The 21,750-nt window shown below is 63.8% G+C and carries 25 protein-coding genes; 15 read left to right on the top strand and 10 right to left on the bottom strand.

The window, feature by feature from the left end; genetic code table 11:
- Positions 1-189: 189 nt before the first annotated feature.
- From JQ609_RS09940 to JQ609_RS35740, 3 genes are all read right to left on the bottom strand, one after another.
- Positions 190-960: a carbonic anhydrase gene (locus tag JQ609_RS09940; protein WP_212273299.1), complete on the bottom strand. Its 771-nt coding sequence runs from the start codon at positions 958-960 to the stop codon at positions 190-192.
- A 215-nt stretch (positions 961-1,175) separates the two neighbouring features.
- Positions 1,176-1,481 (bottom strand): hypothetical protein, encoded by a 306-nt coding sequence (locus JQ609_RS09935; RefSeq protein ID WP_212204317.1) that lies wholly within the window; start codon positions 1,479-1,481, stop codon positions 1,176-1,178.
- A 171-nt stretch (positions 1,482-1,652) separates the two neighbouring features.
- Positions 1,653-2,339, bottom strand: a complete 687-nt coding sequence (locus JQ609_RS35740; protein ID WP_312014829.1) for a hypothetical protein — start codon at positions 2,337-2,339, stop codon at positions 1,653-1,655.
- A 243-nt stretch (positions 2,340-2,582) separates the two neighbouring features.
- On the opposite strand from JQ609_RS35740, the gene JQ609_RS09925 reads away from it, so the two are divergent.
- Positions 2,583-3,638 carry a diguanylate cyclase domain-containing protein gene (locus JQ609_RS09925; RefSeq protein ID WP_249127807.1) on the top strand — a complete coding sequence of 352 codons (1,056 nt, stop codon included), beginning with the start codon at positions 2,583-2,585 and terminating at the stop codon, positions 3,636-3,638.
- 126 nt (positions 3,639-3,764) lie between these two features.
- Here the strand turns inward: JQ609_RS09925 and flgH are convergent, their stop codons facing one another.
- From flgH to flgF, 4 genes are read right to left on the bottom strand one after another with little or no spacing between them, the layout of a single operon-like run.
- Positions 3,765-4,517 carry a flagellar basal body L-ring protein FlgH gene (gene flgH / locus JQ609_RS09920; protein ID WP_212273298.1) on the bottom strand — a complete coding sequence of 251 codons (753 nt, stop codon included), beginning with the start codon at positions 4,515-4,517 and terminating at the stop codon, positions 3,765-3,767.
- A 5-nt stretch (positions 4,518-4,522) separates the two neighbouring features.
- The gene (gene flgA / locus JQ609_RS09915; protein ID WP_212273297.1) at positions 4,523-5,599 is read right to left on the bottom strand and encodes a flagellar basal body P-ring formation chaperone FlgA; all 1,077 of its coding nucleotides are present in this window, start codon (positions 5,597-5,599) and stop codon (positions 4,523-4,525) included.
- A 9-nt stretch (positions 5,600-5,608) separates the two neighbouring features.
- Positions 5,609-6,397, bottom strand: coding sequence for a flagellar basal-body rod protein FlgG (gene flgG, locus JQ609_RS09910; protein WP_192740248.1), 789 nt, complete (start codon positions 6,395-6,397; stop codon positions 5,609-5,611).
- Between the two features lie 17 nt (positions 6,398-6,414).
- Positions 6,415-7,179 carry a flagellar basal-body rod protein FlgF gene (flgF, locus tag JQ609_RS09905; RefSeq protein WP_212204320.1) on the bottom strand — a complete coding sequence of 255 codons (765 nt, stop codon included), beginning with the start codon at positions 7,177-7,179 and terminating at the stop codon, positions 6,415-6,417.
- Between the two features lie 378 nt (positions 7,180-7,557).
- On the opposite strand from flgF, the gene fliL reads away from it, so the two are divergent.
- The 7 genes from fliL (at position 7,558) to JQ609_RS09870 (ending at position 15,205) form a co-directional block, all read left to right on the top strand.
- Positions 7,558-8,052: a flagellar basal body-associated protein FliL gene (fliL, locus tag JQ609_RS09900; RefSeq protein WP_211997216.1), complete on the top strand. Its 495-nt coding sequence runs from the start codon at positions 7,558-7,560 to the stop codon at positions 8,050-8,052.
- A 19-nt stretch (positions 8,053-8,071) separates the two neighbouring features.
- Complete coding sequence (fliM, locus tag JQ609_RS09895) at positions 8,072-9,271, top strand: flagellar motor switch protein FliM (RefSeq protein WP_212273296.1); 1,200 nt, start codon at positions 8,072-8,074, stop codon at positions 9,269-9,271.
- On the top strand, positions 9,268-9,708 hold the full coding sequence (locus tag JQ609_RS09890; protein WP_212273295.1) for a DUF6468 domain-containing protein: 441 nt from the start codon (positions 9,268-9,270) through the stop codon (positions 9,706-9,708). Before fliM ends, JQ609_RS09890 begins: the two co-directional genes overlap by 4 nt.
- A complete protein-coding gene (locus JQ609_RS09885) occupies positions 9,705-10,499 on the top strand; it encodes a MotE family protein (RefSeq protein WP_212273294.1) in 795 nt (264 codons plus the stop codon). The genes JQ609_RS09890 and JQ609_RS09885 overlap by 4 nt, the downstream gene beginning before the upstream one ends.
- A 102-nt stretch (positions 10,500-10,601) precedes the next feature.
- Positions 10,602-14,492: a tetratricopeptide repeat protein gene (locus JQ609_RS09880; protein ID WP_212273293.1), complete on the top strand. Its 3,891-nt coding sequence runs from the start codon at positions 10,602-10,604 to the stop codon at positions 14,490-14,492.
- A gap of 92 nt (positions 14,493-14,584) precedes the next feature.
- Complete coding sequence (locus JQ609_RS09875) at positions 14,585-14,860, top strand: DUF1488 family protein (RefSeq protein ID WP_192740255.1); 276 nt, start codon at positions 14,585-14,587, stop codon at positions 14,858-14,860.
- Between the two features lie 108 nt (positions 14,861-14,968).
- On the top strand, positions 14,969-15,205 hold the full coding sequence (locus JQ609_RS09870) for a hypothetical protein (protein WP_212204334.1): 237 nt from the start codon (positions 14,969-14,971) through the stop codon (positions 15,203-15,205).
- A 28-nt stretch (positions 15,206-15,233) separates the two neighbouring features.
- Here JQ609_RS09870 and JQ609_RS09865 read toward each other — a convergent pair whose 3' ends face one another.
- Entirely contained in the window at positions 15,234-15,680 is a 447-nt protein-coding gene (locus JQ609_RS09865; protein ID WP_212204336.1) for a GNAT family N-acetyltransferase, read from the bottom strand.
- Positions 15,681-15,765: 85 nt separating this feature from the next.
- Here JQ609_RS09865 and JQ609_RS09860 point away from each other — a divergent pair, with 85 nt between their 5' ends.
- Positions 15,766-15,987: a hypothetical protein gene (locus tag JQ609_RS09860; protein WP_212273292.1), complete on the top strand. Its 222-nt coding sequence runs from the start codon at positions 15,766-15,768 to the stop codon at positions 15,985-15,987.
- Here the strand turns inward: JQ609_RS09860 and fliP are convergent.
- Positions 15,975-16,727 (bottom strand): flagellar type III secretion system pore protein FliP, encoded by a 753-nt coding sequence (fliP, locus tag JQ609_RS09855; RefSeq protein ID WP_212273291.1) that lies wholly within the window; start codon positions 16,725-16,727, stop codon positions 15,975-15,977. The genes JQ609_RS09860 and fliP overlap by 13 nt on opposite strands.
- On the bottom strand, positions 16,724-17,629 hold the full coding sequence (locus tag JQ609_RS09850; RefSeq protein WP_212273290.1) for a flagellar biosynthetic protein FliO: 906 nt from the start codon (positions 17,627-17,629) through the stop codon (positions 16,724-16,726). The genes fliP and JQ609_RS09850 overlap by 4 nt, the downstream gene beginning before the upstream one ends.
- 434 nt (positions 17,630-18,063) lie before the next feature.
- Between JQ609_RS09850 and flgB the strand changes: the two genes are divergently transcribed.
- From flgB to flhB, 6 genes are all read left to right on the top strand, one after another.
- Entirely contained in the window at positions 18,064-18,480 is a 417-nt protein-coding gene (gene flgB, locus JQ609_RS09845) for a flagellar basal body rod protein FlgB (protein ID WP_212204349.1), read from the top strand.
- Between the two features lie 26 nt (positions 18,481-18,506).
- Positions 18,507-18,935, top strand: coding sequence for a flagellar basal body rod protein FlgC (gene flgC, locus JQ609_RS09840; protein ID WP_212204351.1), 429 nt, complete (start codon positions 18,507-18,509; stop codon positions 18,933-18,935).
- A 17-nt stretch (positions 18,936-18,952) separates the two neighbouring features.
- The gene (gene fliE, locus JQ609_RS09835) at positions 18,953-19,264 is read left to right on the top strand and encodes a flagellar hook-basal body complex protein FliE (protein WP_212273289.1); all 312 of its coding nucleotides are present in this window, start codon (positions 18,953-18,955) and stop codon (positions 19,262-19,264) included.
- Between the two features lie 103 nt (positions 19,265-19,367).
- Complete coding sequence (gene fliQ / locus JQ609_RS09830; RefSeq protein ID WP_212204364.1) at positions 19,368-19,631, top strand: flagellar biosynthesis protein FliQ; 264 nt, start codon at positions 19,368-19,370, stop codon at positions 19,629-19,631.
- A gap of 17 nt (positions 19,632-19,648) precedes the next feature.
- Positions 19,649-20,419, top strand: a complete 771-nt coding sequence (gene fliR, locus JQ609_RS09825) for a flagellar biosynthetic protein FliR (protein ID WP_212204369.1) — start codon at positions 19,649-19,651, stop codon at positions 20,417-20,419.
- A gap of 72 nt (positions 20,420-20,491) precedes the next feature.
- Positions 20,492-21,565, top strand: coding sequence for a flagellar biosynthesis protein FlhB (gene flhB, locus JQ609_RS09820; RefSeq protein ID WP_212273288.1), 1,074 nt, complete (start codon positions 20,492-20,494; stop codon positions 21,563-21,565).
- The last annotated feature ends 185 nt before the right edge of the window (positions 21,566-21,750 follow it).

Raw genomic sequence — 21,750 nt, 5'->3', positions numbered from 1 at the left:
GAACCATGGTGAGCCCGAGCACCGGCTGCATCGTCCACATGTTCGAATGCAAGTGCGGACAGCGCACTTGGGCCGATTAAACGACCAAGAATACAGCCCTGGATCAATTGGACTATAACGTTGTGGTGCGGCAGGCTTGAAGACGAAGATGGTGGGGGCGCCTCCTGCATCATTGTACGGCCCTGACGATCAGCCGACCAATTCGACCTTGCCGCTGTCCAGCCGATAAATACCACCGACAACCCTGATCTTGCCCTCGGCCGCGGCGGCGCTGAGGATTGGCGTCGCCGATTTGAGCCGGGCGACAACGTCGATGACATTCTGGCGGATGGCGTTCGCGAGCTTGTCGCCGGGCTTGTCCGCGCTGGCCTTGACGGCAGGCGCAAGCGCGTTGACCAGCGACGGCAGGTGGCCGGGCAGGGTGGTGTTGTCCTTGAGTGACTTGATCGTGGCATCGACGGCGCCGCAGCTGTCGTGGCCGAGTACCAGGATCAGCGGCGAGTTGAGCACGGCTACGCCATATTCCAGGCTCGCGACGGTGTCGTCATTGGCGAAATTGCCCGCAACGCGGCAGACGAACAGGTCGCCCCGGCTGCTGTCGAAGGCGTATTCCGGCGCAATGCGGGAATCCGCGCAGCTCAGGATGCTGGCAAAGGGATTTTGGCCGCCGACCAGGGCTTCCCGCTCACTTTTGAAGTCATGCCGGCGCGAGGTGCCTTCGACATAGCGCGTATTGCCTTTCATCAACCGATCGAGGGCCGCGGCCGGCGACATCTGGTTCTGCGGCTTCGGCGGCGGTTTTGCATCCTTGGCTTTTGCATCCCTGGCAAAGGCCGCCGGGGCAAAGGCAAGCGGTGCCAGCGCAAGACTTGCGGCGATCCCGCCCGTGAATTGAAGGAAACGGCGGCGTGAGGTTTCCCGGACTTCAACGGCGTGGCTGGCATCGCAAATGCGGCACATGGCTGACCTCCTTGGGGAGACGAAAGCGATGCCGAATTGTATGTCATTGCGCGCGCAGCGAAGCAATCCGCCTACGCTCTCCGAGCTTCGGCGTGACAGGTCCGCCTTCTTGCGGTCCGTAGTCCGTAGGATGGGTTGAGCTCTTCGCGAAACCCATCACTCATTCGCGGGCAGCAGTTGATGGGTTTCGCGAAGAGCTCAACCCATCCTTCATCCTACGCGCGCGACGAGGCCTGCCGCGATACGCTGTAGGCGTCCCAGCTGCCCCAGCTCACCTGCGCGAGGCTGCGCAGATCAGTCGCCAGCGGCCGCTTGGTTTGTCTTTCGTGCGCGGCGATGCATCGCTGCGATTCAGCGATCTTGCGCTTGAGCTGGGTCAGCGCTTTTTGTTGCGCATGGCCGGCCGCGCCGGTCATCTCGCCAACCCGGAAGCGGGCGATTTCCAATGCCTTGACGGCCTCGCGGTTCTTCTTGAGCTGAACCCGGTGCCAGGCGATGTTGCTATTGCTTTCAGCGATCATGTTTGCAGCCGTGATCAATACGAGTGGGCAGGAGAGGGAGCGCCTGCGCGCGCCGGCCAGGTGACCGACCTGGTCAATCCCTTGGATCCTCTCCTGGACTTTCGAGGATGAGACGGCTTGGTTAACGAAGGGTTAACGGCTCGGTAACGATCCGACAGACCTACCGCCAGCCTACCGCTGCTCTGCCGTCGCCGGCTTCTGGTCGTCATCGGCCAGGCACCGGATCACGAACGCGGTCCAGTCGCGCGGCAGAACCTTGGCGAGATAGGCCTTGCGGCGGCATTCCAGTTGCTCGGCTTTCTTGGCGTTCGCCTTCTCCTCGGTGAGGGAGGATTGCCTGATCCGGCGCAGCGTCACCGGCTCGCCGTCGGACTCGAATTGCAGTTCGTATTTCCGGCCGTCCCTGGCGGTCGCCGCACAGGAGATGCTGGAGACCTGCCTCGTCGCGATGATCCCCACCTGGCGGCAGGTGCCGGTCGATGATTCAACCAGTGGCACCGGCAGGCCGTCGACCTTCGGCCTCTCTTTGGAGTTCAGCAGCATCCGGTCGACCTGCAGTTCATAGACGTTGTCCTGCTCGCGGCGGCCGGTTTCACCTGAAAATGAAATGATGTGGCTGTCATCCCTGGGATCGTCGAGCACGATGGTGAAATGCGCACGGCCCTGCTGGCCGTGGAAATAGGCCACCGCCTTGCAGCCGAAATCGCGGCCGGCGATTTTTAGCTTGGTGCACTTGCCCGAGATGTGCGCGTACATGTCGATGTCGGGCTCGGCGCGTTCCACCGCGCCCGCGGTCAACGATGGGGTCGCCGCACAGAGAACGCCAACAAGGAACGGCCAGCACAAGCGCATCGTCATGTCCGGTTCAGGAGAATTGGCCCGGTCAGGCACAGAGGGAATATCAGTTCGAATCGCACTCTTGTGGAACTCTTTGTCGTTTCGATGGAACTTTCTGCCGCAAAAACACGGCAATCTGCCGCACTGCACCGGGAAATCCGGGCCCTTTTAACCCGGCACTAACTGGGATTCCTAACCGGGCTTCCATTCATCGTTGGCCTAATACCCATAGCCTCCAGCGTTGTCGATGCGAGGGTTGAGGACTTGAAGACCGGAGCCAAAGGAAGTGCTGACGTCGCACAGGGTTATGCCGTGCGGCTGATGCAGCATTTGGTGGTCCCGACCTTCGTGCTCAATCCAAAACGGCGCGTCGTGATCTGGAACCGGGCCTGTGAGCGCCTGACCGGCGTCGTCGCGGCTGACGTCATCGGCACATCAGATCATTGGCGCGCGTTCTATCAGCAGCAGCGCTATTGCCTGGCCGATCTGGTCGCGCTCGGACGGCCCGACAAATTGAGCCAGCTCTATCCCGAGCACACCATCCCCGACGACGGCGTCGGCTTTTCCGCCGAAAACTGGTGCGTGATGCCGAAGCTCGGCAATCATTTGTATCTCGCCATCGCCGCCGGCCCGATCCACGACGAGGACGGCACGTTGATCGCCGTCGTCGAGACCTTGCGCGACATGACCGATCAGAAGCGTGCGGAGCTGGCGTTGCAGACGCTGGCGGCGAGCGACGGCCTGACCGGCCTTGCCAATCGCCGCTCGTTCGACCAGACGCTGGCGATGGAGTGGGCGCGCGCGCAACGAACCAAGAAGCCGCTGTCGCTGCTGTTGTGCGACGTCGACCATTTCAAGCTCTACAATGACATGCACGGCCATCAAAAAGGCGACGAGTGTCTGCGCGCGGTGGCGGACGCGATCGGCAAGAACGCGTTTCGCCCGGCCGATCTTTCGGCGCGCTATGGCGGAGAAGAGTTCGCCATCATCATGCCTGAAACCGATTCCGTCGGTGCGCGAAAACTCGCCGAGCGGCTGCGCGATGCGCTGGCGCGGGTCCGGCTGCCGCACGGCGCGCCGGGTGTGCCGCCGTTCGCGACGCTGAGCATCGGCATCGCGACGCTGGTGCCGAGCGAGGATACGCGCGCGGATTGGCTGCTGGGGCAGGCCGACCAGGCGCTCTACGCCGCAAAATATTCCGGCCGCAACCGCGTGGTATCGGCCGATAAGGTGCTGGCCGCATTCGCCGGCGCGCAGGACCTGCGCGAGAGCGAGACGCCGCAGCCGGTCCGCAAGCGCCGCGTGCGCAAGTCGGCCTGACGTTCGGGCTTTCCGTCATTTCCTCAAAACGACCGCGGCCCTCGTCAGGGGAGCTGACAAGGGCCGCGTTAGAACACATCGTCGCGCCTAGGTTCGCAACGAGGTGTGGGAGCTCGGGATAACGAATTAGAACGGCAGCAGCACGTCCATTACCTGCTGACCGTAGCGCGGTTGCTGCACGTCGGTGATCTGGCCGCGGCCGCCATAGGCGATGCGGGCCTGCGCGATCTTCGAAGAATCGATGGTGTTGTCGCTCTGGATGTCTTCCGGGCGCACGATGCCGGCGACGATCAGTTCGCGGATTTCGAAGTTGACGCGGATCTCCTGCTTGCCTTCGACCACGAGATTGCCGTTCGGCAGCACCTGCGTCACCACGGCGGCGACGTTGGTCTGCAATGCTTCCTGGCGGTTGACCGAACCCCTGCCGTCGGTCGAGGCGGTCGAGTCCGCAGTCAGGATCTTGCCCGGCAGGATCTTGTTCGCTTGCGTGATCGTCTGCGATCCGAGGAAGTCGGTAACGCCGGAGTCTTCCTTGCTGGAGCGGCTGCGCTGGGTCTGGTTGGCGATGTTGGCCTTGTCGGTGATGTTGACGGTCACCGTCATGATGTCGCCGACGCGCGCGGCGCGCTGGTCGCGGAAGAAGGCGCGTGAGCCGTTCCGCCACAGCGAGTTGGCGTTGTAGGAAGCCTGCTCGGGCTTGGGCATCGGCATCTGCACCGGCTTGTAGCCGGGCTGCGTGGTCGGATTCTCGATCTCGGTCAGCTTCGGCTTTTCGCCGATCTGGGAGAGACGGTCGATCGAGGAGCAACCGCTTGCGAGCGCTGCCACGGCCAGCAGGGCGCCGGTGAGAATGAAGCGGTTGATACGGGAGACTGACATTTACATTACTCGGCTTTTGGAGCGACTGACGAACTGAGTTTGGCGACGGCGACGGGGGCGGCTTGTCCGGTGCTGCCGAGCGAAGAGGTGGTATTGGCGGCGGCAGGCGCAGGGCGGGAAGCGGCGACCGTGATCGAGACCTGGCCGCGGCCGGTGACGGTGCCGGACACCGTGCGCTTGGATTGCAAATTCATGACGTTGACGACGTCGCCTTCGGTGCCGTTCTCGAGCGCCTTGCCGCGCACGGTGAGGTAAAGGCCCGGGCTATCGTAGATCAGCGTGACGTTCTGGTCGCGCTGCACCAGATCCGGCTTGGCGAGATCGGCAACCCGGACGGCCTGGCCGGCGCGCAACTGTCGGCGCGCCTGCATGCCGACCGCGCGGTCGCGCGTCGCGGCATCTGCGCCGACTTCGGCCTTGGGGCGGCGCTCGATCACGACGTCGGAAGATTTCAGAACTTCGTTGCGCTCGATTGCGCGCGCCAGCACCGCGGCCTCGACGGTCTCGATCGCCGTGCCGGTGAAGCGCAGCTTGATCGGCGCCGTGCCATTGTCGTTGGATATTTCGAAGGTGACGTCGAAGCGGCCGTTGCGCGCATCGAAGCGCACGATGGCGGCCTGCATGCCGCCGGTGTTGGAAGCATCGAGCCTGACATCGCCGGGGTCGCGGTCGAAGGTGAGATTGAGATTGGCGGCCTCGCCGAGGCCGTTCTTGCGCTCCAGCGCGCGCGCGACCTGCTGCTCGATGTCCTTGCCCTCGAGCGTGCGGGCCAGCCGCGTCACCGAAATTTCCTTCAGGTCCCGTGTGTCGACGCCGATCACGTGATGCGACCGCAGCGCATTGAGCACTTGCGCGACCGGCAGCGAACCGGTGGTGCCCAGATCCGGCGCGCGGTAGATCGCGATCTGCGCAGCGCTGCCGGCGTTGTCGATGACATCGCCGATCCGCACCAGGTCGCCCGTGACAACAACGCTGGCGCGTAGCGCGGGGGCGGCGATGATGTCGCCACGGGTCTGCGCGACCGCCGTTGCCGCGGAGGCGGCGATGAGCGCAGTAGCAAGGAGGAGCGCGCGGGCGATCATGGCAATTCCTCAGCGGAACATGTTGGAGGTGGACTGCAGCATCTGGTCGGCTGCGCTGATCACCTTGGCGTTCATCTCGTAGGCGCGCTGCGCCGCGATCAGGTCGGAGATTTCGGTGACCACCTCGACATTGGCCTGTTCGAGGTTGGACTGCTGCATGTCGCCGAAACCGTCGGTATTGGCGATGCCGTCCTGCGGCGGGCCGGAGGCCGGCGTGTCCGTGAACAAATTGTCGCCGATCGGATTGAGGCCGGCCTTGTTGATGAAGCGGGTCAGGCCGATCTGGCCGACGGTCGATGGCGTGGTCGAACCTGGCAGCAATACCGACACCTGACCCTGCGCGTTGATGGTGAGGCCCGACGCGCTCTGCGGGATCGTGATAGTCGGCTGCACCGGATTGCCCTGCGAGGTCACGACGCGGCCCTGCGCATCCATCTGGAACGAGCCGTCGCGGGTATAGGTGTAGGTGCCGTCAGGCATCTGGATCTTGAAGAAGCCTTCGCCGCGGACCGCGATGTCGAGCTCGTTGCCGGTCGGCAGCAGCGTGCCCTGGCTCATCAGGCGCGGCGTGCCGACGGTCTTGACACCACCGCCGATGTCGACGCCGACCGGGAGGATGGTGCCCTGATCGGAGGCCTGCGCGCCGACCCGGCGCACGTGATCGTAGATCAGGTCCTGAAACGCGGCGCGCTGCTTCTTGTAGCCGGTAGTGCGCATGTTCGCGATGTTGTTGGAGATCACCTGAACGTTGAGTTCCTGTGCCGCCATGCCGGTCGAGGCTGTGTAGAGTGCACGCATCGATCAAAACTTTCAGGTTATGCCGGAACTTCGGCGAGTTTCTCGATTGCGGATTTGTGCAGATCGCTCTGCTGCTGCAGCAGGGCCGAGATCTGCGTGTAGGCGCGCGTGATCTCGATCATGCGGCTCATCTCGGTCACCGAATTGACGTTCGATTTCTCGACGTAACCCTGGTTGACCCGCGAGGTGGTGTCTGCCTGGGGGGCGAGGCCCTGGCCGGCGGAGTACAAATTGCCGCCATCCTTGACGAGCTTCTGCGCGTCCGCGAATGAAACGATGCGCAGCTTGCCGCGAACGGAATCGATGCGGTTGGTGCCCTCGAGGACGGTAACATTGCCGTCGGGGGCGATGGTGATCTGCTTGTCGGTCTGCTGGAACACGATCGGGCCGGAGCCTCCCATCACGGGATAGCCGCTCTGGGTGACGAGTTGGCCCTGATTATTGATCTGCAGATTGCCGTCGCGGGTGTAGCGCTCGCCGGCAGGGGTCTGCACGACCAGGAAACCCTTGCCGTCGATCGCGACGTCGAGCGGGTTCTTGGTCATTTCGCTGGCACCGGTCGCGAAATCCTTGAAGGTGCCGCGGTCCTGCACGAACGCGACCTGGCGGTCGGGGCGCTGGAAATTGTCTTCATGCGCGGGCGAGCGCAGAAATTGCTCGAACAACGACCGGTCGGCCTTGAAGCCGTTGGTGTTGACGTTGGCGACGTTGTTGGCGACGACATCCATCTGCCGTTCCAGCACCATCTGCCGCGATAGTCCGACGAGAAGCGTATTCTCCATCGGTGGTTCTCCCCTTCATCGATCCGCGTGCTGCTCTCCCAAGCCGCCCGCCGATCTCTCGAACCGCCCAGGCTCTCCCAAGCCCGTGGTCCGCCGACTACTCAGCGAAAGCCGTGCCAGTTTGGAAAGTTACAGTTTTTGAAGGGGTTAGGCGTTTTGCCGGGGCGATTACGGACGGCAGAAAGGTCTTGTTGACCATGTTTGCCCGGCAACTTTTTCCTAGTTGAGGGTCAGTGGAAAGGTTCCGTTAACCATTATTACCCTACCGTTGCATTCAAGAGAGCGCGTGTGCGCTGGCGGCTTTTGTATCGCGTCTGGGGTCTCATCCGGCCCGGCTGGTGGCAACCGTGTTCGTTCCCAATTGGATCGGGCGGGGCAATGGCGGACAACGAGGCAGAGGGCGGCGCGGCCGAAGGCGCGGAAGCCGCCCCAGCAAAAAAGGGCAAGCTCAAGCTGATCATTGCCGCAGTCGGGTTCGTCGCCATCCTTGGCGCCGGGGCGGGCTGGTTCTTCCTGATGCGCGGCCACGGCGAGGAGAAGCACGCCGAGGCGCCGCCGCCGAAGCCGCCGTCCTTTGTCGAAGTGCCGGACATGATGGTCAATCTGGTCGGCGCCCCCGGCGAGCGCGTGCAATACCTCAAGGTCAAGGTCGTGCTCGAGGTCAAGGAAGAGAAGCAGCTCGAGGCGATCAAGCCGACGCTGCCGCGCGTCACCGATCTGTTCCAGACCTATCTGCGCGAACTGCGCCCCAGCGACATCAACGGCTCGGCCGGTTTGTTTCGCCTCAAGGAGGAGCTGACCAAGCGCGTCAATATCGCGCTGGCGCCGCAACAGGTGAGTGCGGTGCTGTTCAAGGAAATCCTGGTCCAGTGACTCAGCAGGTCTCATAATCATGGCCAACGGTAAAGACCTCGACCAGGACGCAATTGCCGCCCAATGGGAGGCCTCGCTCGATTCCGAGGATCCGGCGGCGGCGGCGGAAGAAGCTGCGGCCAATGAACTCTCGGAGAGCATGGCCCTGCAATGGGCCGCGATGGTCGAGGACGGCAGCCGCGATTTCGGCAACAAGGCCGGCGGCGAGCGGGTTCTGTCGCAGGAAGAAATCGACAATCTGCTCGGCTTCACGGTCGGCGACGTCAATCTCGACGACAATTCCGGCATCCGCGCCATCATCGATTCGGCGATGGTGTCCTACGAGCGTCTGCCGATGCTCGAAATCGTGTTCGACCGCCTGGTGCGGCTGATGACCACGAGCCTGCGCAACTTCACCTCCGACAACGTCGAAGTCTCGCTCGACCGCATCACCTCGGTGCGGTTCGGCGATTACATGAATTCGATACCGCTGCCGGCCGTGCTCAGCGTGTTCAAGGCCGAGGAGTGGGAAAACTTCGGCCTCGCGACCGTCGATTCAAGCCTGATCTATTCGATCATCGACGTGCTGCTCGGCGGCCGCCGCGGCCAGACTTCATTGCGCATCGAAGGCCGCCCCTACACCACGATCGAAACCAATCTGGTCAAACGGCTGGTCGAGGTCGTGCTGTCGGATGCCGAGCAGGCGTTCCGGCCGCTGTCGCCGGTGACCTTCTCGATCGACCGGCTGGAAACCAATCCGCGCTTCGCCGCGATCAGCCGGCCTGCCAACGCCGCTATCCTGGTGCGGCTGCGCATCGACATGGAAGATCGCGGCGGCAATATCGAGCTGCTGCTGCCCTATGCGACCATCGAGCCGATCCGGCCGGTGCTGTTGCAGATGTTCATGGGCGAAAAGTTCGGCCGCGACCCGATCTGGGAAGGCCATTTCGCAACGGAAGTGGCGCAAGCCGAGATCGCTGTCGATGCCGTGCTGTATGAAGCCAACGTGCCGCTCAAGCAGCTGATGAAGCTGAAGGTTGGCGACACGCTGCCGCTGGAAATGAAAAAGGACGCGCTGGTGTCGGTCCGCTGCGGCAACGTCGTCTTGACCGAAGGCCGCATGGGCCGGGTCGGCGACCGCGTCGCCATCCGCGTCACCAAGCAGCTGCGCAAACCCAATACCACCTTCGCGATGTTCGAGAAGGCCGACGAGCAAACCAAGTTGATGGAGGCACAATGAGTCATTCCCTCGGAATCGTAATCGAGAGTCTGGTGGCGGTGCTGCTGCTGGTGACGATCGGCTACTGCGTACTGCTCAACTCTCGCCTGAAGCGGCTGAAGGCGGACGAGCATTCGCTCAAGGCCACGATCGGCGAACTGATCACCGCCACCGAAATCGCCGAGCGCGCGATCGGCGGCCTCAAGCATACCGTTCGCGACGTCAACGAGCATCTCGGCAGCCAGCTGAACGCGGCCTCCCAGATGTCGACGCAGCTGAAGGGCATGCTGGCCGAGGGCGACGGCATCATCCGCCGCCTCTCCAAGATCGCCATTGCGGCGCGGCCGCTGACGTCGGAGCCCGAACCTGCCGCTCCCAAGGTCACGACCGCGAGAGCCGTCGCTGCCGCTGCAGAAGCATTCTCGGAACGCCGAAGGGCTAGTGGCCTCGCTGCATGAAATCGTTTCGCGACATACGTGTCATTCCGGTGGTGCTGGTCGCCGTCTTCGGCCTTGCTGTGCTGAAGGTGGCCGGCCTCGTCATCGACGGGGGATACGTATTCGACTATCAGCCGCAGCCGACCAAGAAGTCGTGGGCGCAGGACACGTTCAACTTTCCGGGCGGCGGCTCCAAGATCGCCTCCAAGGCCGACACTGACGACATTACCGGTTCGGTGCCCGCTCCTCCAAAGGAACCTCCGAAGCCGGCGGCCCCCGCTGCCGCCGATCCGCCGCCTCAGCAAAGCGGCACGGTGATCTTTCCTGAACCCAACCAGCAGTCGGTATCGCCGTCGGAGCGCGCCATTCTCGAGCGGCTGCAGGCGCGGCGGCAGGAACTGGAGCAGCGCGCGCGAGAGATCGAGATCCGCGAGAGCCTTCTGAAATCGGCCGAGAAACGCATCGAGGGGCGGGTCGAGGAGGCGAAGGCCACCGAGGCGCGGATCACGACCGCGACCGGGCAGAAGGCCGAAACCGATGCCGCGCGCTTCAAGGGCATCATCACGATGTATGAGGGGATGAAGCCAAAGGACGCCGCCAAGGTGTTCGACCGGCTCGAGATGTCCGTTCTGTACGAAATCGCCTCCCAGATCGCGCCGCGCAAGATGTCGGACATTCTCGGCCTGATGCAGCCGGAGGCGGCCGAGCGGCTGACCGTGGAACTGGCGCGTCGCGCCGGACCCGACAAATCCGCCTCGACGGCGGAATTGCCGAAAATTGAAGGCAAGATGCTGTCGCAAAAGCCCAATTGACGGGGATATTTAACAATACCTTAAGCCGGCCAATTCAAGATTCAGCCGCGAAGGCGAGGGCGCTTTCGTTGCTGCAATCGTTGAGGCCAAGAGACATCCTGGATGGGGCAAAGGGCTGCCGCTGGAATTGGATCGCAAGGCTGCGCATTGGCGCGGATGGCCCGGCGCTGCCTTGATGTCACCCTTAGCCGATCTCCTGGTCTCCGCTCGCCACTCGCCACCTTGCTGGTGCTCGCCGGCTTGACGGTGGCTTCGCCCGGCCGGGCACAGGACCTCGTCAAAGGCGAAGCGACGTTCACGGCGTCCGGCGGCTACGCGCGGCTGGTGCTCAGGCTTGCCGAGGACGTCGAGTCCGACGTCATCACCGCCGGCTCGATCATCGTGATCCGCTTCAAGCGTCCGGTGGACATTCCCGTCGACAAGCTGAGCGATGCCGTGCCCGATTATGTCGGCTCGGCGCGGCGCGATCCTGATGGTTCGGCGATCCGGCTGTCGCTGGCGCGGCGGGCGACGATCAACACCATGACGGCCGGCGAGCGGATCTTCGTCGACTTCCTGCCCGACAGCTGGACCGGCCCGCCGCCCACGCTGCCGGCCGAGGTCATTCGCGAACTGGCCGCGCGGGCCCGCGCCGCCGAACGCGCGCTGCGCGCCCAGCTGGCGGTTGCCGCGGCCAAGAAGAAGCCGCCGGTGCGCGTCCGCGCCTCGGTGCAGCCGACCTTTGTCCGCTTCGTCTTTGAAATGCCCAACGGGGTCAACGTGTCGTCGGTGCTGAACGAGCAGAAGCTGACGCTGCAGTTCAACGGCGTGCTGGCGTTCGATCTGGCCGACGCCAAGGTGGCGGCGCCGCCGAACATCGCCTCGATCACGCAGCGGACCGATGGCGATTCCTCTGCGGTCGATATCGTGCTGATCGGCGAAGTCGACGTGCATTCCTTCCGCGAAGAGAAGAACTACGTCATCGACGTCGCCTTCCAGCAGGCCGACAAGCCAGCGGCGGAACAGGCGCAAGCCCCGGCGGTCGCGCCCCCGGCTGTCGTGCATGGCCCGGCGGCGAGGTCGGGGATATCGGCGCAGATCGCCGCTGCCCAAGCGGGCGCCCACAGCAAGCCCCTCAGCGACTCGATCCCGCCGCAGCATCCGCCGCAGCTGCCGCCGGTGACGTCCGAGGCGATCGCCGAGCAGGCCAAAATCGAGATCAGGCCCGGCGAGCCGCAGGAGGCGCCGCCCGCAATTGAAAAAGCACCGCCAGCCGCTGAGACAGCGCCGCGCGCGTCCGAGAAGATGGTGCCAGTCGTCGAGCAGCCCGCGCCTTTAGCGGAGAAGCCGGCGCCGCAGGTTGCCGTGCCCGCACCCGCCGTAGAAAAGTTGCCGGCTGTGCCTCAGAAGGCGGAGCTTGCAGCTGAGAAGATGACCCCGGTGGAGACGCCGAAGGCAGCGGCGGCTTCGGAAGCAAAGCCCGCCGCCGCGATCGAGACGCCAAAACCCGCAGCGCCGAAGAAGGCCGCTTCTGCCGTTGAGGCACCAAAGAAAGCCGAACCACCGGCGGCTTCCGTCGAGGCGAGGCGGGACAGCGACGGCCTGCGCGTGATGTTTTCCTTTGCCGCGCCGACGCCGGCGGCCATGTTCCGCCGCGCCGACACGGTGTGGCTGGTGTTCGACCAGACCGGGCCGATCGATGTCGAGCAGATCCGCGCCAAGGGCGGCGCCATCATCGGCGACGTCAGCCGGCTGCCGCTGGAAAAAGGCCAGGCCATCCGCATTCGTCTCAACCGGCCGCAGATGCCGTCGCTTGAAAGCGATGGCCGCGCCAACGGCATGGCCTGGACGCTGACATTTGCCGATCGTGTGCAGGCGCCACCATTGCCGCTGCAGGTGTTGCGCAACATCACCGATCCGGCGCTGGCCAACGTCACCGTGCCGCTGGCGAACCCCGGCCTCATGCATCGGCTGGTCGACCCCGACGCCGGCGACACGCTGCTGGTGGTCACCGCGCCGCCGCCGACCCGCGGCTTCATCAAGCGGCAGGACTTCGTCGAGCTGTCGCTGCTGGAATCCGTCCACGGCGTCGTCGTTCATCCCAATTCCGACGACATCACCGCCGAGGTCGGATCCGACAAGGTGATGCTCGGGCGGCCGGGCGGGCTGACGCTGTCGTCAGCCGACGTCTCTGCCGAACGCGCCACCGCGGCGGTGCGGCCGTTGTTTGACGCCAAGGAATGGCGCAAGAACCGCGAGGAGAATTTTCTGGGCCGGCTCGATGCGCTGATCAAGGCGGTGGCCGCGGCCGGCGACGACGGGCTGGCGCAGGCCCGGCTCGACCTTGCCAATTTCTACATGGCGCGGGGGATGTTTCAGGAAGCGAGGGGCGTGACCAACCTCATCCTCTCCGAATCCAAGGCTGGAAGCGAAGACGCTGCCGTCGTCATGGTCAATGCGGTTGCCAGCATCCTGATCGGCCATCCCGAGCGGGGGCTGAAGGGCCTGGCCAGTCCGGTGATCGGCAACGGCTATGATTCCCAATTGTGGAAGGCGCTAGCCTTTGCACGCCAGGGCAAATGGGCTGACGCCCGCGAGAAGTTCAAGAACGCCGAATTTTCCATCGCCGCCTTGCCGCCCGAGATGCAGCGTATCCTGACCGTGGATGCGATGCGCGCGGCGCTTGAAGTGAAGGATTACGCCGGGGCCTCGCGCCGCCGCAGCGAACTCGAGGTGGTCGGCGTACCCAAGGAAATGAAGCCGGAAATCGCGGTGTTGCGCGGACGGCTGGCCGAGGCGCTCGGCCACGACAAGGACGCACTCGACGCTTACCGGTTCGCCGCCAATTCGTCCGATCGGCCTGCTGCTGCCGAAGCCAAGTTGCTGGAGGTCTTGCTCCGCCAGCGGCGCGGCCAGCTCGGGCAAGCCGAGGTGCTGCGCGAACTGGAAACGCTGTCGGCGATCTGGCGTGGCGACGCGATCGAGTTGAAGACCCTTGCGGTGTTGTCGCAGCTATATGCCGATGCGGGCCACTACGAGGAATCGCTCGCGGCGGCCAAGACCGCGACCCGGCTGCAGCCGAATTCCGAGCTGGCGCGGCAGGGCCAGGACGCCGCGTCCGCGCTGTTTGCGCAGCTCTTTCTCAGCCCCAAGGGCGAGGACATGAAGCCGATCGATGCGCTCGGCATGTTCTACGAATATCGCGAACTGACGCCGATCGGACGCCGCGGCGACGAGATGATCCGCCGCCTGGCGGACCGCCTGGTGGCGGTCGACCTGCTCGATCAGGCCGCCGAGCTGCTGCAGTATCAGATCGACAAACGGCTGGAGGGCGCCGCGCGCGCGCAGGTGGCGGCGCGCCTTGCCATGGTCTACCTGACCAATCGCAAGCCGGATCGCGCCGTCGCGGCGCTGCGCACCACGCGCATTGCCGATCTCTCGGGTGAGTTGCGCCAGCAGCGCCTGTTGCTGGAGGCGCGGGCGCAAAGCGACGTCGGACGCCATGATCTTGCGCTCGACATCATCTCCAACATCACCGGACGCGAGGCGATCCGCCTGCGTTCCGACATCTACTGGGCGTCACGGCAGTGGCGCGAGGCCTCCGAACAGATCGAACTGTACTATGCCGATCGCTGGCGCGACTTCAAACCGCTGAACGCGGTGGAGAAGGGCGATGTGATCCGCACCGTCGTCGGCTATGCGCTCGCCGAGGACGCCATCGGACTGTCGCGCTTCCGCGAGAAATATGCGCCGCTGATGCTGGGCGATACCGACCGGATGGCGTTTGATCTCGCCAGCAAGCCGGCCGCTGCCTCAAGCACTGAATTTGCCGCGATCGCCAAGATGGCGGCAGGCGTCGACACGCTCGATGGCTTTATCCGGGAAATGAAGGTCCGCTTCCCCGACGCCACCGCGCGCGCGCCGATTTCGCCCGAAATGGCCAGGGGCGAGCCGGTCCACACCGGGGCGTTGCCCGCGATATCAGGACACAAAAGCGCCGAAGCGGCAAAATAGTAGGTCAAGCAACCCCCGGCGGGGTTTGCGCTTCAGTGTTTCGTCGGTTAAGCGAAATCCACACATCAAGCCGTATGGAAGTTTGTCGTTCGATGCCGCTGACCCGGGGCCGAATTGTAGGACACGACAACGAACGATTGGCGTTCAAGTTCACCATGCAGAATGGGGACGAGCCGATCGAATGCCAGATCAGTGACGCCGCCATGGACGAACTCGCTGGTGTCAAGGGAACCGAGAGCCTGGCAAGACAGGCGCAGTTTTTGGCGCTGCGAGATGCCGTCGAACGCATCGCCTCCGACATGTTCGACGCGGCGCCGGCCGTCAAAGGCTATGTCGTCAGGATATTCACCAAGCACATCCCGAAATAGCGCCCGGCGCGGCAAGGTATCGCGCCGTGCTCTCGTCCCCTCGACAGATGGCTTCCGAACCGGCAACCTGCGCACAACATCAAAGACGCCACCGGGGGAACTATCGCCATGAGCAAGCCAGCCAAGACCGAAGCCGAACTCATTGCGATGGCAAGGGCCGAGTTGAAGGTCCATGCCGATTGCCCCGATGGAATGGTGATCTCGGTGCTCCGCGACGGCGACTCCTGGGAGTTTCGCGTAAGTGCCGAACAGGCGACGATCGACAAGCCGGGCTATCCCGAATGCGTCGCGATGGTGGTGCAGATCGGCGATCACCTCTGCAAGCAGTATGATTTTAAGGAGTGAATAGACCGCGAGGAGATTGGCGCCTTTCTTATTTCGCAGGATTGCGCGCAGCGTAGGCGGTGCGAAGTCCGGGGACAAAACCGCAAGCCTCGTAGAAGCGGTGCACGCGCGGATCGGCCCGGCCGCTTTGCATCAATACCTGATAGCAATCCTGCTTCCACGCCTCGGCCAGCGCCGCCGCGATCACCGCGCGGCCGTGGCCGCGTCCCTGGAAGTCGGGATGGGTGGCGACGTTCTCGAGAATGCCATGCTGACGACCGCCGCGCAGCAGGTTGGGCGTGGTGATCAGCGTGCAGGTTGAAACGATTCTACTGCTTTCGTCCGATACAAAGATCATTACTCCTTCGCGGGCGAGGATCTGCGCCCAAATTATTCTAGCTCGTTCCGGTTCCGCACTCCGGCTGACGTCGCAATCGGCAAACAGTGCCAGCAAGGCGCCGAGATCGCTGGCATTTACCAGTCGCGCACTTGTCATCCGTGAGCTCCTTGTTTGAAACCGTTTTCATCACAAATCGTAGCTTCCCAAGCAGCCAAATAGCGCGAGAGACGGACTAATTTTTATGCATCCCAGGAATACACACCGACCGCTGGTTCCGGTCGCGATCGCTGTCGTGGTCGCGGTCATCGGCACCGCGCTTTTCGCGGTGGAATTGCGGACCAAAGACGTGGTCGCGGACAACGGCATCAGCATGATCACGACGGCTGTCGTCGAGAAGGCCGGCGCGACGGCTTATCCGACCGCCCGTGATATCGGCGCGGATCAGATCAGCTACGTCCCGTAACTCTGCACCAGGCTTCCCGCCACCAGCGACCAGCCGTCGACCAGCACGAAGAAGATCAGTTTGAACGGGAGTGACACCACGACCGGCGGCAGCATCATCATGCCCATCGACATCAGAACCGACGCCACCACGAGATCGATGATCAGGAAGGGCAGGAACAACAGGAAGCCGATCTCGAAGGCGCGCTTCAGCTCGGAAATCATGAAGGCCGGCACCAGAATCCGCAGCGACATCTCTTCCGGCGTCGCCGGCGGCGGCTCGCGCGACATGTCCAGGAACAGCTTGAGGTCCTTCTCGCGGACGTTCTTCAGCATGAAGCCGCGCAGCGGCACGGACGCTCGTTGCAGCGCGTCCTCGACGCCGATTTGATTGGCGACCAAAGGCTTGATGCCGTCGTCATAGGATTTTTGCAGCACCGGCCCCATCACGAACGCGGTCAGGAACATTGCGAGCGCAATGATCACGGAGTTCGGCGGCGCGGTCGCGGTGCCCAAAGCGGTGCGCAGCAGCGACAGCACCACCACGATCCGGGTGAACGACGTCATCATGATCAGGATCGACGGCGCGATCGAGAGGATCGTCAGCAGCGCGATCAGCTGGATCGCGCGCTCGGTGACGCCGCCACCGCCCTGGCCGAGATTGATGCTGATGTCCTGCGCCAGCACCGGATCGGCGAGCGATCCGGCGGCTATCAGTGCGACAAAAAATAAAACTCTACGCGGGGCTTTCGCCGGTCTCACGAAGGAGACTTCGGGCGGCCCAGCAATGAGGCCATCTCGTCTTCGAGGTTCTCAAACCCGCTCTTCTGCGGCGCGGGGGGCGGGGCGGGCGTCTCGCTGCGCGCAGGGCGGGCAGGCGGCGGCTCGGGCGCGACCGGCGGTGCGATCGGGGCATCGGCGGGCCGGCGCAAGGCAGCTTCGAGCCGCTGCGCCATCTCGGCGAGATTCTGGTCGGCGGACTGCGGCGGAGGCGCAGGCGGCGGGGGTGGCGGCGGCGGTGCTGCCGCGCGCTCGGGCGCACGGACCGGCGGCGGCGCCTTCGGCGGCTCCATCTGGCGCTGCGGCCGCGGCATCATGGGTTCGGTGCGGGCCGGGCGCTGCGGGACCGGATCGGGACGCGGTTCCGGCCGGCCGCCCATCGGCTCCGGCGAAAAGCTTGCCAGCGGATCGGTGCGGCGCTCGGCCATAGCCGGGCGGCGGAGTTCGTCGGCGAAAGCGGGACGTGCCGGGCGCGGCGGCGGCTCGGGCATCTGCGGTTCGGCGTGATCGAACGGGTCGCGCGCGCTCTCGTCGTTCCAGCCGGCATCCGGCAGCGGGGCGATACGTGGCGGCTGCTCGCCGGTTACCGCAGGCCGCGGCGCCATCTGGTCACGGCCCGGCATCGCGCGGACGATATTGGGTTCCACCACGATGTCGCTGGGGCCGCCGATCATCAGGAGATGTTCGACGTTGTCGCGCCGGACCAGCACGAGGCGGCGGCGGCCGTCCACGGCGGCGGCGTCGATCACGGCCAGCCGCGGCATCCGCCCGCGATTGGTGTTGGCGCCGAGGCGGTTGGTGGCGAAGCGGCGCACCAGCCATGCGGCGACGCCGATCAGCGCCAGCACGGCGACGAATGCGAAGATGAAATATGCTGTCTGCATTCTCTAGTCCCCGGCCTCAGGCCGTTCTCACATGCTTGCTTCGAGGTGCGCGGATCTGATCTTCCAACTTGAACATGATTCTTCCGGATTCATCTTCCGAAACGATTCATGTTCCGAAGCGATCCGTCGACCGGCGAATCACGCCCGAGATCAGCCCTAATTCCTTAATTCCCCACGGCAAACGCTGCCGCCCATTAATTAATAGACCAAGAATCGCTTGATCCAAAACGACTTCTGAGCGCCCCCGGCCGCGTCGGCCGCGGCTGGTTAACGCAGATTTCGTGGCGAAAATGCGCTCTTTTGGGCGTCGGCCCCCGTGCAAGCGCGTTGTTCACGGCCTGATTCTGCGGATTTTAACCAGCCGTTAACCATACACCGGGCAAATTCTGCCTACCTCGCGGCGCCTGCCAGAGGTTAACGAGGACCCGCTCGCGATGGCCATCAACGATCTTCCGGACCTGTCGGCGCTGCGCACCAAGATGCAGTGGCATCAGGAGCGCCAGCGGGTGCTCGCCGAAAACATTTCCAACGCCAACACCCCGAATTTCAAGCCGCGCGATCTGGTCGAACCGAAATTCGACCACAAGGGTTCCGCCGCCACCGTCGGCGGAACGTTCGGATCGATGGCGATGCTGCGCACCAGCGCGAGCCATATCGGCGCGTCCGGCGGCGGGCAGACCTTCGACGGCGATGGCGGCAAGAGCGGGTTCCTGACCCGGCCAGCCGGCAACGCCGTCAATCTGGAAGATCAGATGATGCGGGTCTCCGCCAACCAGATGGACTATGCGGCGGCCACCTCGCTCTACAGCCGCAGCCTCGGACTTCTCAAAACCGCCATCGGAAAGCGCTGACGCGCCGCATTTAGGGGAGCCGGATCATGGCAAATGAAGGTGGAAGCGACTTCGCCCGCTCGATGAGCATCGCGACCTCGGGCCTGCGCGCGCAGGCCGGGCGGATGCGGGTGATCTCGGAAAACATCGCGAACGTGGATTCCACCGCGCCGACGTCCGCCGGCGATCCCTATCGCCGCAAGGTGCCAACCTTCTCCTCGGCGCTCGACCGTACGATCGATGCGAAAGTGGTGACGCTCGGCAAGGTGCGCGCCGACCAGTCGGCGTTCCGCATCAAGCACGAGCCGAGCAACCCGGCGGCGGACGCCGCCGGCAACGTCAAATATCCCAACGTCAACCCGCTGGTCGAAATGACCGACATGCGCGAAGCCCAGCGGTCCTATGAAGCCAACCTCAACATCATTAGCGCCACGCGCCGGATGATCCAACGCACGCTCGACATCCTCAAGGCCTGAAACAGGAATCCTAAACCATGGCTTCACCGACAGTAGCAGCAAACGCCTACGCCGCGCTCTCGCGCATCATGGAGACCGGCGGCGCCGAGAAGGGCGGCCAGAAATCGGGCGGCCCGTCGTTCGGCGCGCTGCTCAAGGATGCCGTCGGCAGCGTGATGGAAGCCGGCAAGAAATCGGACGCCCAGACCATCGCGATGACTTCCGGCAAGGCCAACGTCATGGACGTGGTGACGGCGGTGGCCGAGACCGACGTCGCGGTCTCGACGCTGGTGTCGGTGCGCGACCAGGTGATCCAGTCTTACGAAGACATCATGAAGATGCCGATCTGATAGAGGCGAATAGGGAATGGCGAATAGGGCTGAAATCCATTCGCTATTCGCCACTCGCCATTCGCGCGCCTCGAAATGGCGGAAATAAACCGAGAGAATCAAAATGACCGGTGCTGAAACCCTCGACGTGGCGCGTGATGCGATCTGGACCATCGTGGTGGTGTCGTCGCCCTTGATGGTGGTCGGCCTCGTGGTCGGCGTCGTGGTGTCGCTGTTCCAGGCGCTGACGCAGATCCAGGAACAGACGCTGATCTTCGTGCCGAAGATCATCGCGATCTTCGTGACGTTATTGCTGGCGCTGCCGTTCATGGCGGATTCGATGCAAGGCTACATGATGCGGATATCGTCGCGAATCATAGGCGGATGATGCACTGTGCGTAGACCATGCGCATCGATGTCTCCATGCTGCCGGCCCTGGCCGCCACTTTCATGCTGGTGTTCGCCCGCGTGGGGGCGATGGTGATGCTGTTGCCGGGATTCGGCGAGAGCAACATCCCGGTCCGGATCAAGCTCGCGATCGCGCTGTTGCTGACGCTGATCATCCTGCCGCTGCACCGCGCCGCCTATCAGGTCGATTTGACTTCGATGAGTGCGATGGGCGTTCTGATGGTGCACGAGATCGTCATCGGCGTGGTGCTCGGCGCCACCGCGCGGGTGACGCTGTCGGCGCTGGCGGTCGCAGGCTCAGTGATCGCCCAGCAGCTCGGCCTCGGCTTCGTCACTGCCGTCGATCCGACCCAGGGCCAGCAGGGCCTTCTGATCGGCAACTTCCTCACCATCCTCGGCATGACGCTGTTGTTCGCCACCGACAGCCATCATCTGGTGATCGCGGCGCTCAACGAGAGCTACCGGATCTTCTCGCCGGGCGAGACGATGCCGACCGGCGATGTCGCGGCGCTTGCGACCCGCGCTTTCACTGCCGCCTTCAAGATCGGCCTGCAATTGTCGGCGCCGTTTTTGGTGTTCGGCATCGTCTTCAACATGGGGCTCGGGATTCTGGCGCGGCTGATGCCGGCGATGCAGGTCTATTTCGTCGGCGTGCCGCTCTCGATCCTGATCGGCTTCCTGATCTTCGCCGCCGTCCTCACGGCGATGATGGGGACCTATCTGAACTACTTCACCGGCGTCATGCACGAGCTCACACCGCTTAGATAGAGCATGATCCGGAAAAGTGGGAACCCTTTTTCCGAAGAGATCATGCTCAAATAAAAAAGCCAAGGCGCCGCGATGGCCGACGATAGCGACGATAAAACAGAAGACCCTACGCAAAAGCGTCTCGACGACGCGCATGCGAAGGGCGACGTTGCCAAGAGCCAGGAGGTCAACACCTGGTTCGTGATCGCGGGCGCGACGCTTGTGCTGTCGACTTTCTCGGGCTCGATCGGCGGCGGCATCCTGATGCCGCTGCGCAATTTGATCGCCAATGCCGGCACGCTGCGCGCCGACGGCTCGGCGTTGCTGCAACTCGGCAATACGCTCGGCATTGCCGTGCTGGCGGCGATCGGTGTGCCGCTGCTGATGCTGATGATATCGGCCATCGCCGGCAACATGATCCAGCACCGGCTGGTGTGGTCGTCGGAATCGCTCACGCCCAAATTCAGCAAGGTGTCGCCTGGCGCCGGCTTCAAGCGCATCTTCGGCAAGCAGGCGCTGGCGAACTTCCTCAAGGGCGTGTTCAAGCTGGTCGCGCTCGGCGCCGTCATGATGGCGGTGCTGTGGCCGGAGCGCCACCGGCTGGAGTCGTTCCTGGCCTTCGACCCGACGGCGATCATGGGCGTCACCACCAGTCTGACGCTGCATCTGATGGGCGCGGTGGTGGCGATGCTGGCCGCCGTGGCGATCGCGGATTACTTCTTCCAGTACCGGCAGTGGTTCGAGCGGCAGAAGATGTCGCTGCAGGAGATCAAGGACGAGTTCAAACAGTCCGAAGGCGACCCCCACATCAAGGCCAAGATCCGGCAGTTGCGCCAGGCCAACATGAAGAAGCGGATGATGACCGATGTGCCCAAGGCCAGCGTCATCATCACCAACCCGACCCACTATTCGGTGGCGCTGTCCTACGACCGCGGCATGTCGGCGCCGGTCTGCGTCGCCAAGGGCGTCGACAATATCGCGTTCAAGATCAGGGAGATCGCCAAGAAACACGACATTCCGATCGTGGAGAACGTGCCGCTGGCGCGCGCGCTCTATGCGACCGTCGATGTCGACGAGGAGATCCCGGTCGAGCACTATCATGCGGTTGCCGAAATCATCGGCTTCGTCATGGGGTTGAAGCGCGACGCTGCCGGCCGGCGCAACTGACGGGGGTCGGAACTTGCCTTGAAATGCGTTGGATAAGGCCTTGGACGATAATTTTTTACGTGTTTTCTTCACTCGAACCGGTGCCCATTTCGCTTGAAACCGCTATTGATGCCAATTAGCCGCCTGATGGACTTGCGCTTGCCGGTCCGATTCAGGCACTCAAGGGCGCGCAGATCAGCGCGCCA

This window comes from Bradyrhizobium sp. AUGA SZCCT0169 (assembly GCF_018130085.1).
Lineage (GTDB): Bacteria > Pseudomonadota > Alphaproteobacteria > Rhizobiales > Xanthobacteraceae > Bradyrhizobium.
This window is presented reverse-complemented; position numbering and strand designations above follow the sequence as displayed.